General features: G+C 62.3%; 17 protein-coding genes. 11 read left to right on the top strand and 6 right to left on the bottom strand.

Annotated elements, in window-relative coordinates:
- Nucleotides 1-132 precede the first annotated feature (132 nt).
- The gene (locus tag ACQ66M_RS09635; RefSeq protein WP_430403490.1) at nucleotides 133-372 is read left to right on the top strand and encodes a hypothetical protein; all 240 of its coding nucleotides are present in this window, start codon (nucleotides 133-135) and stop codon (nucleotides 370-372) included.
- A 30-nt stretch (nucleotides 373-402) separates the two neighbouring features.
- On the opposite strand, the gene ACQ66M_RS09630 is transcribed toward ACQ66M_RS09635, so the two are convergent.
- Nucleotides 403-1,173, bottom strand: coding sequence for an SDR family oxidoreductase (locus ACQ66M_RS09630; RefSeq protein WP_350174044.1), 771 nt, complete (start codon nucleotides 1,171-1,173; stop codon nucleotides 403-405).
- Between the two features lie 131 nt (nucleotides 1,174-1,304).
- Here ACQ66M_RS09630 and ACQ66M_RS09625 point away from each other — a divergent pair, with 131 nt between their 5' ends.
- The gene (locus ACQ66M_RS09625) at nucleotides 1,305-1,883 is read left to right on the top strand and encodes a methylated-DNA--[protein]-cysteine S-methyltransferase (RefSeq protein WP_430403488.1); all 579 of its coding nucleotides are present in this window, start codon (nucleotides 1,305-1,307) and stop codon (nucleotides 1,881-1,883) included.
- Between the two features lie 2 nt (nucleotides 1,884-1,885).
- Here ACQ66M_RS09625 and ACQ66M_RS09620 read toward each other — a convergent pair whose 3' ends face one another.
- Nucleotides 1,886-2,578 (bottom strand): helix-turn-helix transcriptional regulator, encoded by a 693-nt coding sequence (locus ACQ66M_RS09620; RefSeq protein ID WP_350174040.1) that lies wholly within the window; start codon nucleotides 2,576-2,578, stop codon nucleotides 1,886-1,888.
- A 92-nt stretch (nucleotides 2,579-2,670) separates the two neighbouring features.
- On the opposite strand from ACQ66M_RS09620, the gene ACQ66M_RS09615 reads away from it, so the two are divergent.
- The 8 genes from ACQ66M_RS09615 (at nucleotide 2,671) to ACQ66M_RS09580 (ending at nucleotide 9,957) form a co-directional block, all read left to right on the top strand.
- A complete protein-coding gene (locus ACQ66M_RS09615) occupies nucleotides 2,671-3,396 on the top strand; it encodes a glutathione S-transferase family protein (RefSeq protein ID WP_430403486.1) in 726 nt (241 codons plus the stop codon).
- Between the two features lie 128 nt (nucleotides 3,397-3,524).
- Nucleotides 3,525-3,983: a hypothetical protein gene (locus ACQ66M_RS09610; protein ID WP_430403484.1), complete on the top strand. Its 459-nt coding sequence runs from the start codon at nucleotides 3,525-3,527 to the stop codon at nucleotides 3,981-3,983.
- A 73-nt stretch (nucleotides 3,984-4,056) separates the two neighbouring features.
- Nucleotides 4,057-4,704 carry a hypothetical protein gene (locus ACQ66M_RS09605; RefSeq protein ID WP_350174034.1) on the top strand — a complete coding sequence of 216 codons (648 nt, stop codon included), beginning with the start codon at nucleotides 4,057-4,059 and terminating at the stop codon, nucleotides 4,702-4,704.
- 66 nt (nucleotides 4,705-4,770) lie between these two features.
- On the top strand, nucleotides 4,771-5,142 hold the full coding sequence (locus ACQ66M_RS09600; RefSeq protein WP_430403482.1) for a hypothetical protein: 372 nt from the start codon (nucleotides 4,771-4,773) through the stop codon (nucleotides 5,140-5,142).
- Between the two features lie 91 nt (nucleotides 5,143-5,233).
- Complete coding sequence (gene lpdA / locus ACQ66M_RS09595) at nucleotides 5,234-6,640, top strand: dihydrolipoyl dehydrogenase (RefSeq protein ID WP_350174030.1); 1,407 nt, start codon at nucleotides 5,234-5,236, stop codon at nucleotides 6,638-6,640.
- Between the two features lie 82 nt (nucleotides 6,641-6,722).
- Nucleotides 6,723-7,946: a hypothetical protein gene (locus tag ACQ66M_RS09590; RefSeq protein ID WP_430403480.1), complete on the top strand. Its 1,224-nt coding sequence runs from the start codon at nucleotides 6,723-6,725 to the stop codon at nucleotides 7,944-7,946.
- Nucleotides 7,947-8,002: 56 nt separating this feature from the next.
- The gene (locus ACQ66M_RS09585) at nucleotides 8,003-8,449 is read left to right on the top strand and encodes a GNAT family N-acetyltransferase (protein WP_430403478.1); all 447 of its coding nucleotides are present in this window, start codon (nucleotides 8,003-8,005) and stop codon (nucleotides 8,447-8,449) included.
- Between the two features lie 161 nt (nucleotides 8,450-8,610).
- Entirely contained in the window at nucleotides 8,611-9,957 is a 1,347-nt protein-coding gene (locus ACQ66M_RS09580) for an ATP-dependent DNA helicase (RefSeq protein WP_430403476.1), read from the top strand.
- Between the two features lie 112 nt (nucleotides 9,958-10,069).
- On the opposite strand, the gene ACQ66M_RS09575 is transcribed toward ACQ66M_RS09580, so the two are convergent.
- The 4 genes from ACQ66M_RS09575 to ACQ66M_RS09560 form a co-directional block, all read right to left on the bottom strand.
- A complete protein-coding gene (locus tag ACQ66M_RS09575; protein WP_350174022.1) occupies nucleotides 10,070-10,300 on the bottom strand; it encodes a hypothetical protein in 231 nt (76 codons plus the stop codon).
- A 65-nt stretch (nucleotides 10,301-10,365) separates the two neighbouring features.
- Nucleotides 10,366-10,821: a dUTP diphosphatase gene (gene dut, locus ACQ66M_RS09570; RefSeq protein WP_430403474.1), complete on the bottom strand. Its 456-nt coding sequence runs from the start codon at nucleotides 10,819-10,821 to the stop codon at nucleotides 10,366-10,368.
- Nucleotides 10,822-10,854: 33 nt separating this feature from the next.
- On the bottom strand, nucleotides 10,855-11,340 hold the full coding sequence (locus ACQ66M_RS09565; RefSeq protein ID WP_430403472.1) for a GNAT family N-acetyltransferase: 486 nt from the start codon (nucleotides 11,338-11,340) through the stop codon (nucleotides 10,855-10,857).
- A 31-nt stretch (nucleotides 11,341-11,371) separates the two neighbouring features.
- Nucleotides 11,372-13,057 (bottom strand): alpha/beta fold hydrolase, encoded by a 1,686-nt coding sequence (locus ACQ66M_RS09560; RefSeq protein ID WP_430403470.1) that lies wholly within the window; start codon nucleotides 13,055-13,057, stop codon nucleotides 11,372-11,374.
- A gap of 449 nt (nucleotides 13,058-13,506) precedes the next feature.
- Between ACQ66M_RS09560 and ACQ66M_RS09555 the strand changes: the two genes are divergently transcribed.
- The gene (locus ACQ66M_RS09555; RefSeq protein WP_430403468.1) at nucleotides 13,507-14,049 is read left to right on the top strand and encodes a shikimate kinase; all 543 of its coding nucleotides are present in this window, start codon (nucleotides 13,507-13,509) and stop codon (nucleotides 14,047-14,049) included.

Genomic DNA, 14,049 nt, shown 5'->3' with positions numbered 1-14,049 from the left:
CCAGATACCGGAACATTACATGAACATTTGTCTATTGCAAGACACCTCCCTTCCCTGCCTGGCCCGGGACCGGAACTTCTCCCGGGCATGGGACTTGTTTCGGGGAGGCTGCAGATAAAAAGGAACCCTCCCATGTCCAACCGTTTGGCAATCACACTTCTCATCTATGGCATGGTCCAGGCCGTGCTGTTCGGTGCCGGGGCGCTTGCCGTACTGGCAACGCCGCTGAAGGATCAGGCCGCCATCCTGCTGCCGCTTGTCGTCGTTGTCAGTGCCGGACTCGCCATTCCGTTCGCGTGGAAGATCGCGCCGCGCATGCGCGCCGCCCACCAGCGCCGCATGGCACGCCGGAACGACCTCAACCATGCCTGACCTGAAGACGCCGCCCGGCGACCCAGGAAATCACATCGCGGAAATACCGCCATCGACCTTCAGTTCGATGCCGGTCACCAGCTTGCTCTCGTCCGAGGCGAGATAGAGCACCGCATAGGCGATATCGTCCGGCTCACCCACCTTGCCGAGGGGAATCTGGCGGCCAAGCTTGGCGAGTGCCTCTTCCTCGCCGAACATTTCCTTGGTGCGGTCAAGGATCGGCGTGTTGATGAAGACAGGGTGGACCGAGTTGCAGCGAATCTGGCCGCCTTTCGCACAATGCAGCGCGATGGATTTCGAGATGTGCCGCACGGCCGCCTTGGCCGTGTTGTAGGACACGTAATTGGCGCTCGCGATGATGCCGGCGATGGACGAGATATTGATGATCGAGCCGAGGCCATGGGCGCGCATCAGCGGGATCGCATACTTGCAGCCGAGGAAGATGGAATCGACATCCACCGTCTGGACCTTCTTGAACATATCGTAATTCTCGTCCTCGACCGAGCCGAGCGATCCGATGCCTGCATTGTTGACCAGCACGTTGAGACCACCCATCGCGTCATGCGCGGCGGTGAGCACTTCCTGCCAGCGTGCTTCATCGGTGACATCATGCTGGAACGCAAAGGCCGTGCCCTCGCCGTGGGCTGCGTTGATTTCGGCGGCCACCTTTTCTGCGCCTGCGCCATTCACATCCGTCAGTGTGACCCTGGCACCTTCTTTGGCGAGCATCTTGCCGATGGCCTCGCCGAGGCCCTGCGCGCCGCCGGTGATGAATGCCATTTTTCCCTGAACCCTGCCCATGCCTGTTTTCTCCTGATTTTCTGTGCGGCCTTCTCCCTAGCAGGCGAACGTGATGGCGGCCAATCGCATTCTTTTTGAAATCCGCCCGGAATCCGCTTGATGCGGGCGCCATTCGGAGTGATCCTTCGGGCATGGCACAGGGCGCTGATCCTGACCGGGCAGAAGCCCGCTTCCACCTGTTCGATACGGCCATCGGCCCGTGCGGCCTGGCATGGAGCGCTGCGGGTCTTGTCCAGGTGCAGCTGCCCGAGGCGAGCGAGGCGGCAACCGAATCCCGCCTCGGCCGGATTGCTGCGGCATCCTGGAGCGATGCCCTGCCGCCGGACATTTCCGATTGCGAAGCGCGCATGCGGGCCTATTTCGACGGCGTGGAAACCGATTTTTCCGACATCACGCTCGACCTGAGCCGGGCAAATGAATTTACGAAGCGCGTCTATGCGGAACTTCGCAAAGTGGGCTGGGGCCAGACCACTTCCTATGGTGCGCTGGCGAAAAAGCTGGGCGAGCCCGGCGCCGCGCGGGCGGTTGGCGCGGCCATGGGAAAGAACCCCTGGCCACTGATCGTGCCGTGCCACCGCGTGCTGGCGGCGTCCGGAAAGATCGGCGGATTCTCAGCCTATGGCGGACGGGCGACCAAGCGGCACATGCTGCAGCTGGAACGGGCCGATGCCGATGGTGCCGCGCCCATGCTGCCGGGCCTGTTTGACTGAGCTCACGCCTTGTCGCGCTGTTCCTTCCGCTGCGCTTCCCAGCGGCGGCGCAGCGTGGCGACACGATCCGGGAAACGACCGAGCGTTTCGGCCCTGCGCACCCTGTCTGTCCGGAAGTGGCGGAAATCCTGGCGCAGTTCGCACCAGGCGCCGATGAGACGCACCTCGTCCCAATAGGCCAGCAGGAATGGCCAGATGATGCGCCGCGTCACGTTACCCGCCTCATCAGCGTAATCGATGGCAATTTTCGTCTGCCCACGGATCGCGCTGCGAACCAGCGCGACATCGAACCTGTCTTTCGGGCGATGGCGGTAACTGACAGGCACAAGGCCGGAATCGACGATCACCGGCTGCAATTCGCGTGGCACGGCGACGGTCAGCTTGGCGATCAGGTCGCGCGCGCCCCGGGCAAGGGCATCGTCACCCCGCGCGGCCACCCATTGCGCGCCGAGCACGGCCGCCTCCAGTTCGTCTGCTGTCAGCATCAGCGGCGGCATGTCATAGCCATCCTCCAGAACGTAGCCTGTTCCCGCCTCGCCACGGATCGGCACGCGCTGTGCGATCAGCTCTGCCATGTCACGGTAGAGCGTGCGCAGGGAGACTTCCAGTTCTTCGGCCAATGCCTGCCCGGTGACCGGCGCACGGTGGCGGCGCAGGACCTGGATGATCTGGAACAGGCGTTCGGTGCGTCTCATTTTTCTGATCCTGCTGCCATGCTGCTGACACCATGCTGTCAGCAGCCGTACCTTATCAGGTCCCTATCGCAACCCTGATACGGAGACAGAGTATGATCACGCTTTACGGATGGGGGCCCTTGTTCGACTGTCCCTCGCCCAGCCCCTATGTGATGAAGACCGACATCCAGCTGCAGATGCTGGGGCTTGAGTATAACCGCGCCATCGCCGACCTCGACGCGGTGCCCAAGGGCAAGGCACCCTATGTCATTGATGGCGGCGTGCTGATTGAGGACAGTAACTTCATCCGGGCGCATTTCGAGAAGAAACTCAGGCGGAACCTGGCGGCCGGCCTCAGCGATGAAGACAGTGTGACAAGCTGGGCGCTGGAACGCATGGCCGAGGATCACCTCACCACGATCATGATGATGGAACGCTGGCTGAAGGACGGTAATTTCTTCAAGGGGCCCGCCCTGTTCTTCAGCAACGTGCCGGACGCGGCGCGCGAAGGCGTGATGCAGGAGGTCCGCGCAGGTATCGCCGCCAGCGAGCAGGCCCGTGGCATGGGCCGGCATTCCGACGCCGAGCGCATGCAACTTGCCGAATGGGACCTGCAGGCGATCGCCATCCAGCTCGCAGGGCAGGACTATTTGTTCGGCGATACGCCGACCGTCGCTGATGCCGCCGTGTCCGCCGTGCTGATCAGCTGCGCCACCGAGTATTTTGACACGCCGCTTAGCGCCCTGGTGCGCGGGCATACTAATCTCGTGGGCTATATGGACCGCATGAAGGCCCGCTTTTTTGCAAAGAACCTGTGGCCCGTGTCCGAAATGGCCTGATACATCCGGCGCGGCGCAGTTTCCGATTGTGTCGCGCCGGATCAAATGTAGCCTGCGTGTTCGATGGAATGCGCAGGCTGCTGCGCATCGTGGCAAAGGGGCGCAGCGCGTTGAAATACCTGCAATTCATGACGCGAACAGACGGGCCGCGAATCGCTTATCTCGCCCGGGCATTCGGCGCGGCGCTGCTGGGCACAATCCTGATTGCGACGCTGGTCAGCCTGATCCTGCCGCGCGACACGTCGCAAGGGACCGCAGACGACGCGGCAACCCCTTCACTCACCGGCCTGCTCGTGATCTGGCCAATCGTGTCGACCGTCGTGATCTGGGCCGTCCTGGCGGGGGTGAAGCGCATGACGCCCACCTACTGGCACGCGGCCGGGGCGTCGGCGCTGGTCTTCTTCGCCCTGTTCACATTCGGCGCGGGCGTGCAGACCGGCCTGATCTTTGTCTGGCCCTATTTCCTGTATTCACTGACATTTCTGGCCTGGCAGCTGAAATCGGATATGGACGCATTCATCATGACCGGGCTGCTGCAGTCGGCGGTGATGTCCCTGCCCGCGCTGATCATCAGTTCGCAGGGCTGATCCCGGCGGAATTGATCAAATTTGCAACAGCGCGTTCAGCCAGCATATACCGTGCGCGTGGTAGGCATTCTGGATGCTCCGAAAGCTTATCGCCTCACTGATCACGATCTACGCCATCGCCTTTGCGTTTGGCGCGCTGACCGCCGTGCGCTGGCCCTCGATCATGATGGCCGTCGGCTGGATGGTGCAGGACGATGTGGCCGGCGGTCTTGATGCGGTCGACTGGCGCGCACTCGGAATTGCCTATGGCGCACCCTACCTCCTGGCGGCGCTCTGTTTCTATTGCTCTGCCGCGATGATTTCAGGCCGCCGTCCCGGCGGCGTGCTCTGGTACGTGATGGGCCTGTGTGCCGGATTTCCGACCGTGTACCTTGTCAGCTTCGAACATGGCTGGTGGCACGATCCGAGCGCCGCCGAAGGTGCCGTCGCAGGGGCCGCGATTGGCGGGCTGTTGCTGCTGAGCGCCGTCTATGAACTGCGCCGGCGCCCGCCTGTGCGTGTCGAGGCCGTGGCAGACATGGCCCAGCCCGAGCCCGCTGCTGCCACCCCGTCAGCCCCGCCTGTTCCCACGCCCGAAGTCGCCATCATCCGCCCGCGCCCGGCCCCTTCCAAACCCGTCTTCGTACCGGCAGCGATTGCCCGCCAGCGCGCCAGCTTTGCCGCCCATGGGCGGCGGATGAACGCAAAGCGCAATCAGCCTCGGACAATCCGCCTGTTCTGATTATCCGTTGCTGACGGCCCGGCTTCGGCCTAGCCTGTGCGCGAGACGATGGGAGGCACGTCAGAAATGAATACCCGAATGATCGCCGCCGCTGCGCTGGTACTGTTAGCCGCGTGGCTTTTCTGGCAAGGCCTGTCCGCCGTCATCATGATCACCCAGCGCGGCAGCCCGCTGGGTGATGCGCTGATGCAGCCGCCGACAAGCATGATCCGGCTTCTCGGCAGCGCGATTGTCCTGATCGGTGGTTTGCTGGCCCTGGCCCGGCGCGCAGGCGGCGCGATCGTGTCCACGATTGGCACGCTGCTGTTCCTGCTCCTGCCGGTCCTGATGGCTGCAGCCGGGACGGACTCGGCGATGTGGATGGATGAAGCCATCTATTCGGCCCTGCTGGTCGCTCTCACGATTGCGCTTTTTGCGCTCAGGCGGCGAAAAGCCTGACTGTGCGTCAGCCGCCGCATTGATTTCACACTCAAAATGCCTAGGTTGCAGGCTCTCGCCCTAGAGGCCCTTTCAGCAAGGCAGAAATCCCATGTCAGAGACCTATGATGTCGTCATTATCGGTGGCGGCCCCGGCGGCTACAATTGCGCCATTCGCGCCGGACAGCTCGGCCTCAAAGTCGCCTGCATCGAGATGCGCGACACGCTTGGCGGCACCTGCCTGAATATTGGCTGCATCCCGTCAAAGGCCCTGCTGCACGCGTCGCAGATGTATGCGTCCGCCCAGAACGATTTTGCCGGCATGGGAATCAAGGTCGGCAAGCTGGAACTCGACCTGGCCACGATGATGGCCCAGAAGGCTGAAGCGGTGGACGGCCTGACCAAGGGTGTCGAATTCCTGCTGAAGAAGAACAAGGCCGACCATATTCGCGGCAAAGGCAGGATCATTGGCAAGGGCAAGGTCGAAGTGACCGATGCCGACGGCAAGAAGACCGTTCTTGAAACGAAAAACATTGTCATCGCCACCGGGTCCGAACCAACAAGCCTGCCGGGCATCGAGATCGACGAGGAGCGCGTTGTGACCAATACCGGCGCCCTGTCGCTGCCCTCCGTGCCCAAGCGCCTGATCCTGATCGGCGCAGGCGTGATCGGCCTCGAAATGGGCTCTGTCTGGGCCCGGCTTGGCTCGGAAGTGACCGTGATCGAATATCTCGACCGCATCCTTCCGCCCGCCGATGCGGAAGTCGCCAGGGAAGCCCAGAAAGTGTTCAAGAAGCAGGGCCTCGATTTCCGCCTCGGCATGAAAGTGACCGGCGTCGAGAAACTGAAGAGCAAGCTGAAGCTCAGCATGGAGCCGGCCAAGGGCGGCGAGACCGAGACGCTGGATGCCGATGTGGTCATCGTGGCTGTCGGGCGCAAACCCTATACGGATGGTCTCGGCCTTGAGAGCATCGGCGTTGAGCCTGACAAGCGCGGCGTGATCCAGCCTGTGGACGGCCATTTCAAGGTGGCGGATGGCGTCTGGGCGGTAGGCGACTGCATCCCCGGTCCGATGCTGGCCCACAAGGCCGAGGATGACGGCACGGCCGTGGCCGAACTGATCGCCGGCAAGGCGGGTCATGTCGACTACAACCTGGTGCCGAGCGTCGTCTACACGAACCCGGAAATCGCCTGGGTCGGCAAGAATGAGGAAGAACTGAAAGCCGCTGGCGTCGACTACGTCAAAGGCAAGTTTCCGTTCATGGCCAATTCGCGCGCCCGCACGAACCACGAAACTGTCGGCTTCGTGAAAATCCTTGCTGAAAAAGGTACGGACAGGATTCTCGGCGCACACATGATCGGCGTCGGCGTCGGCGAGATGATCGCCGAAATCTGCGTTGCGATGGAATTCGGCGCCGCATCGGAAGACATTGCGCGCACCAGCCATGCCCACCCGACCCTGTCGGAAGCCGTCCGCCAGGCGGCCATGGGTGTCGAAGGCTGGACCATGCAAATGTAGGCCGCATCCCCCCTGAGGGGGGTAGCTTACCAGCACAGAACGCGAATAGTTTCCTGACTGAGCGAGTTCAGGGGACGTTCCAATGATCCGGTATGTGAAGTTTTCAATGGTCGCAATGTGCCTGTCTTTCATGACGGCGCCGACCTTCGCCCAGGCGCCGCCCCCGGGCAGCGCGCCAGCCGCCCCCCCGAATCCGAATGCCATTCTCGCGGACCTGTCCAAAGCCGCGCAGGTCACGGCGATGGCCAGGAAATGCGAATGGGAGGACCCGAAATATGTTCTGGCCTCGGAATCGATACTGGCAATGAAGGCGGCCGACCTGAAAGCCATGCTGGCGCCCGACGTGCGCGGACAGGTCGATATGGCCCTTTCGCAGGCAGCCGGGAGCGTAACCGCCCTGGCCTGCAAGCAGCCTGACGGCAAGGACCTGCCGCAGCAGCACGATATCAAGATGTTCGTGAGGGACCAGTACTGGCGCATGATCGCGCATGTCGATGTGCTGGGCAGCCTGCGCTGGGGCGAGGTGTTCCGCTACACGCCAGAGGAGCGCGCAGCGCTCGACAGGGAAATCGCGCACATCCGGGAATTCAAGGGTTACGGCTATTGGGAAGTCGGCAATCCGCTGGAAACGCTGGCTGACAAGACCGTGACACTGGCCTGCCGGGAGCGTCCCTCAAACGGCAAGCCGTGCCGGCCGGTTCCGCCGGAGCTGGAAGGCAATGCAGCGACCGTCAAGACCATGATCGAGACGACCGAGGCCTTCGGCAAGGCCGTGGCCGCCGAGAAAATCAAGGAGAAGCAGGACTTTCTGGCCGCAGTTGGCGACGTTACCCGGTTCAGCGTGATCGGTGACGCGACATGCGAGATGCTGGGGCTTTCACTGAACACCGGCGACGCGCTCGTCAAATCGAAAGTGACCGATGGATCGTTCGGGTCAATGACCCATGAGGTGATGTTCGCCGAGAAATTCCGCCTCGGCATGCCAGACCGCACGGGCTGGATCCTGCTGTTCCGCAGCATGATGTATGAGACCGATGATGATCCCTACATTGTGCTGGCCGAGGATGGCGGCGAATGGGACGAAGAGTCCGCGCGCAATGGCGCGGGACAGGTTAACCAGCTCAGCAATGCTATCATGGACGATATCGAATCGCGCAACATGGATCCGGTCCTCAAGGCAAAGGCGATTGCCCAGTCCAAGGAAACCGTAATCGAGACCTTCTTCAACAATCTCGTCTCGATGGGGCTGATGAAATCGATCAACGGAGCTGGCGGCCTCAAACTGAAACAGTGCACGGCAGACTGAGACCAGCCGCACTGACTGGCTGGACGATCCGGCCGCCTCGGCTTACATTTGCTCTCATGTACAAGCATGCCGGAGCCGGATGGAGCATCAGGCCGTTCACGCTGAACGACCGTATCTCCTGCCTGCGCATCTTCAGCGACTGCCTGCGCGACTTTCCCTGGCGTGGCGACTGGAAGGCTTATCTGCCGGTGCTGCAGAATGCCTTCGTCTCTTCCCGCGTATTGGTGGCCGAGGAGCCCTCTGCCGGCATGATCGCATTCCTGACCGTGCAGATGCGAACCGGGTATGTCGACCATCTGTTCGTGGATGAAGACTGGCGCCTGTGCGGCGTCGGGCGGGGCCTGCTTGAAGTTGCCCGCTATGAAGCGGCCAGACCCCTGATCCTTGATGTCGACATGCAGAACGTGGCGGCACGCCGGGCCTATGAAAAGCTGGGCTGGCATGTGGTGGTCGATGCCAAGCCCCTGCGGCCGGGACAGCAGGTTCGGCTTGTCAGTCCCTGAAGCGACCCCTATGCCCTGGCCACCCCAGGGGACGCCTTCACGCGAAGGCTGGCCACATATGCCCCCCGCCTTCCCGTCATATTATCGCGTCTTTGCAGGCTGCTCGCAAAGGGCGTGCCCGCGGCACTCGCCATGGCCGGAAAACCTCGCTAAGCGGGAGCATGACCGAGACGCCAGCCGCCGATCCTGAAGCGCTCTATGCCGCGCCCGCCAAATGGGTCGCTTCCGGCGCCGGTGCCCAGGGCAACCTTTTCCTTACCGGGCGCGCCGGGACCGGCAAGACGACCATGCTGCGCAAGTTCCTGGCTGCGGCAGGCGACAAGGCGGTCGTCCTCGCCCCGACAGGGGTGGCGGCCATGAATGCCGGCGGGCAGACAATCCACTCCTTCTTCAAGTTGCCACCCCGGCTGGTGGAACCGACCGACATCAAGCGTCTGCGGTCAACCCGGTTGATCAAGGCTGTTGAAACAGTGGTCATTGACGAGATTTCGATGGTCCGCGCCGACATGCTGGACGCGATTGACCGCAGCCTGAAACTGAACCGCGCCTCAAAACGCCCTTTCGGCGGTGTGCGGATGATCCTGTCGGGCGACCTGCACCAGCTGCCGCCCGTTGTGTCGGGCAGCGAAGCGCCGATCCTGGAGCAGCGCTATGGCGGCAGCTATTTCCACAATGCGCCCGCCTTCAGGGAGGCCGAGTTCGCGCTGCTGGCGCTGAAACATGTGTTCCGGCAGGAAGACCCGCGTTTCCTGGCCTTGCTTGGCGCCCTCAGAACCGGCCGCGTCACGCCAATGGACGAAGCCGTGCTGCGCAGCGTGGTCTCTTCGCGCAGCGCCGTCGATGCCTCCGAAACGCATGTCGTGCTGACGCCCAATAATGCCAATGCCAACCGGATCAACCAGGCGCGTCTCGCCGGACTGACAACAAAACCGAAGATTTTTCCGGCAGAGGTCCAGGGACAGTTCGACGAGAAATCCTTTCCCACCGAAGCCGACCTCGAGCTGAAGGAAGGCGCCCGCGTGATGCTGATCCGCAACGACCCGGAAGGGCGCTGGGTGAACGGATCGCTCGCCATCGTGGAGGGCTTCTCCGGCAAGGGCGTGATCGTGTCGATGAACGGCCATGCCTATGAAATCGAGCCATCGGCTTGGGAAAAGTATCGCTATGAGCTCGACCCGGAAACCAAGAAGGTGAAGCGCGAGGTCGTCGGCACGTTCAGGCAGATGCCGCTGCGGCTTGCCTATGCCGTGACAATTCACAAGGCGCAGGGCCTGACGCTGGACAAGGTGTTCATCGACTTTGACAGCGGCATGTTTGCCCACGGACAGGCCTATGTTGCCTTCTCGCGCGCGCGCACGCTGGAGGGACTGGAGATCAGCCGCGAACTGCGTCCGCGCGATCTTGTGCTCGACCGCGACGCATTTGCCTTCGGGAAACTTGAGACGATCGAGGACACGGATGCCTATCTGCTGGCGAAATTCGCCCGCGACGACGCTGCGCTGATCTAGGAGAAGACATCCGTTTGCGGCGCTGCCCGGCAAGGACGCGCATGCACGATCGTCATCGACACAAAGCGGTGCAGGCAGCGGTGGTCAGCGCGGAGCGGACCCACGGTGCGGATCAGGCGAGCTTGCGGATCTCGTCGGCCAGCTGGCGGTCATTGTCCGTGACGATCTTTTCGAGCACGTGAACGCGCTCCTTGAGCCGTTCGATGTCGGCCTTCATGCGCTGCACATCCTTGTCGGAGGCCGCATCGGCCTGCTGGTTCTCTTTCATCTTGAAATAATTCTTGAGTACGCCCGCACCGACTGAAATCAGTACGATGATCACGACCATCTGAAATGGATCCATTTTTAGCGCCTCCAAGCATTATCGATATTCGATATATGGGCAAATTCTCGCCCGATGCAAGGCCTTTATCGCCCGGTTGACCCGAATCCGCCAGCCCCACGGCTTGTTTCGTCGAGGCTGTCGACCTCTTGCCACCCAAGCCGGGTCACCGGCGCCAGTACCAGCTGGGCAATCCGTTCGCCCCGCGCAATCGTGAACGGCGTGTCGCTGAGGTTGATCAGGATGACCTTGATTTCACCGCGATAATCGCTGTCGATCGTGCCCGGCGTGTTGAGACAGGTTATTCCGTGCCTGGCAGCGAGGCCGGAGCGCGGACGCACCTGGACTTCGTAGCCTTCGGGGATGGCAACACTGAGCCCCGTCGGCACCATGGCCCGTGCGCCGGGCATGAGCACCATCGGGTCGCGCTCCGGCACGGCGGCGCGCACGTCCATTCCGGCCGAGCCGGAGGTTTCATAGGCGGGCAGGCCAAGGCCTTCGAAATGCGGTAGCGGGCAGACACTGACAGGAACATTTTTCATGGCCAGCAGCCGTCTTTGAGTCGCAGGCCCGAGTCAAGGCAGGGCGCGCGCCAGGTAAACGACTTCCTTCGTGTCGTCGGCATAACTGCGCCGGCCGATCTCGTGGAAGCCGAGCCTGTCATGGAAACGCAGGGAACCGGGATTGGGCGGGCGCAGGTTCACTTCGCACGTAATCCACGGCGTTGTCCCGGCATAGGCATGGAATGCGGCACCATAGAGCGCTGCGCCGATGCCCTGCCCGCGACCTGATTCAGAGATGGCGATCCGGTCGACATAGATGAAATCATCACCCCAGGCTTCCAGCCAGCGCAGGTTGGCGCTCGTGTATTCCAGTGTGCCGGGCGGCAGCAGATTGATGAACCCGACCGGCACGCCAGAGATTTCGGCGACACGCGCATCATGCAGTCCAAGCCATTTGCCGAGCGTTTCGGGCGTCTCGTCACCCACACCGGGCACACCGGCCTGATTGATGACATGCAGCGCGGGGAGGTCGGCAGGCATGTAGGGGCGAATGATCATAGGGTGCGGGTGCGTCAGGGACGGGGATGTGTCAAGCAAGACGGGCGAGGTGTCGGCAGATCAACGCTGTTTGCGTATGCAGGATGGCCGATCCGCACGTTTCGATGACATGGACGTCCACGCCGGGGCGGTGGGCCATATGATCGGCCACCTGGTGGGCTGAAATGATGGTGCAGTCTGCCCCCTGCAGCCATGTCTGCGGGCAGGTGACGGCATCAAGATCTTCAGACCAGTCGGCCATGGCCGCGGCGCCATCACGCAACCATGCCTCTGCGCCCTGTTCGACCGCGTGATACAGGCCTTCCGACTGCACTCGTAGCAATTCCGGATCATCGAGCGTGGCAAGGTCGACCTTGGAACGGGCATATTGCGCCGCCAGAAAGGCGCGTGTCCCGCGCCGCCTGTAGACAGGCAGGCCAAGGCTCATCGCCATCTTCATGACCGATGGGGCGTGGCGTGTCGCCATGGCCGCAAACCGCGTCTGCCGGTCCATGTGCGCGATATGGATGCTTTCATCAATCGGCACCCCCCCGCCAATGACAAGCAGTTCACCGACGCGATCGCCAAGCGCCCTGGCGATCCGGAAACCATGGGAGGAGCCGCCCTGGTGAATGCACAGGCTGATCCGCTCGACGCCGAGATGGTCCAGGAGTGCGAGGGCGTCCTCAACGACTGTCCGGTCAAAATCCGTGCGCGACTTGCTCGGGCTTGTATAGCCAAAGCCCGGCCGCGATGGCGCAATGAAGTGAATGCCGCCGGCCGCCAGTCCCGCGAGCATGGCCTGCGTCAGGAATGGACCCTGAAGGTAGCCGTGAATGAACAATACGGGCCGGCTACCGGTGCCCATCCTGTACCAGGCAAGTTCGCGCCCACCGGGACGGGACAGCGTGGACAGGCTGCGCCTTGGTGTCTGCCACAATTCTGCGCTGGGCGGCGTTTCGCGTTCGGGCAATTGGCGCATCAGGTATGCGATACTCGCCGACAATTGCACAACGTCAGACATACGGGCACAGCCGGTCTTGCGCAGGATGCTTTTCGACTGCCCCTTCACCGTTTCGAGCGAGCGCCCGCGCTGGCTGGCAATGTCCTTCTGGCTGAGATTTCCCAGATAGGCTTCAAGGATTTCCGTCTCGCTGGCTGTCAGGCCGAACGCCTCGCCGAGGCGCGCCATCAGCCCGGCCGACCAGTCGACATAGGACAGTGACACGTGCAGCAGGTCCTCACTGTCCTTCGGACGCTGGATGAGAGCCAGGCAGGCCCGCGCCTGGGCGGTCTCGATACTGGCAAGGATGATCCGGTCCTGTGCCTGGAATGTTGCTGCGCGCATGACCCGGCGAATTTCCGACAGCGCCGCAGGATCAAGCGGAACATCATCCAGCGCGCACGGAAAGTGCCGGCCAGTCAGCTGCGACGCGGCGGCATTGCCTGAGACCTGGCCAGTACGCACGGAAATATCCAGTACGGCGTGAAACCGTTCAGCAAACGCCGCCTCGCGCCGTGATGCCGCTTCCACGAGCGCGCTGATGCGCTCGGCGTGAGTCTCCAGCATGTCGTCATCGCCATCATGACGCGGGACATCTTCAGCCAGGTCGCCGCTGTCACTGCCGGCAAAGAAATAGGTCATGGCCGCTTCCAGGAAGGCATCGAACTGGCCTGCTTCGGATGGCACGTCATAGGCCGCACCCAGCATGTCAAAGTAGCGTTTGTTCAGGGACATGACCGGTGCACATTTGATCCATGGTTGAATTCATACTGTAGCCAACCGGAGGGTTGCGCCACAAGCGCTGGCAGCTGCACGAGGAATTTTTGCGCCATCCCCCCTGCGGGGCATGAAGCTGACCGCCCCGTCCCTTATCCCTTGTTACACAACGCGGGCTGGGTGGGGATCCGGCAGACGACCAAATCGGCCAATGACCGCTTCAACGCGCCACGGTCGACTTCCAGCTATCGACCGGTTGAGCGAGGCCAGGCGCCCAGTCCGACCGGTGGCTTGAGTTCTGGTGAGGCCGCCGCCCGGACCCGCGAGAATCGCCACGCACACTGCACAATGAGCAACAATGCCAATCGCAGTGCCTGCAAATAGGCGCCAGGGGCGCCAAGCGCAGGGACGTGTCAGGGCAGCGCAGGCCGGTTGATCAATGAGCTGCGCCGCCCTATCCAACCTGGATGAACCTCGTCTTCCTCTATGGGCCGCCGGCGGCCGGGAAATACACAATCGGTCGCGAACTGGCGTCGTTGACCGGGCTGGCGCTGTTCCACAACCATCTTGTCGTGGACAGTGTGGCAGCCGTCTTTCCGTTTGGCACCCCCGCCTTCAGGCGATTGCGCGAGCAATTCTGGATGGATGTCTTCGAGGCAGCATGCGCCGAGGACAGGTCCCTGATCTTCACGTTCCAGCCGGAAGGATCTGTCGCACCCGATTTTGCAGACCGCGTCCGGCAGATGGTGACGAAGGCGGGTGGAACGATCCTGTTTGTCTACCTGACACTCTCGCACGAAGAACAGGTTCAGCGTGTCGCCAATGCCGACCGGGGAAAGTTCGGCAAATTGCGGTCTGTCGACCTGCTGCAATCGCTTCAGGCGGACTTCGAAGCCTGTGAGCGCGCCATGCCGCCTCCCGACCTGACGATTGATACGGGAACGACAGAACCGTCAGAGTCAGCCCACCGGATATGTGCCCTCATGCGTGACCACGGACTGGCTCGCTAG

The organism is Hyphomonas sp., from assembly GCF_965284475.1.
Classification (GTDB): domain Bacteria; phylum Pseudomonadota; class Alphaproteobacteria; order Caulobacterales; family Hyphomonadaceae; genus Hyphomonas.
The sequence above is the reverse complement of the archived record's forward strand: the minus strand, read 5'-3'. Positions and strand labels throughout refer to the sequence as shown.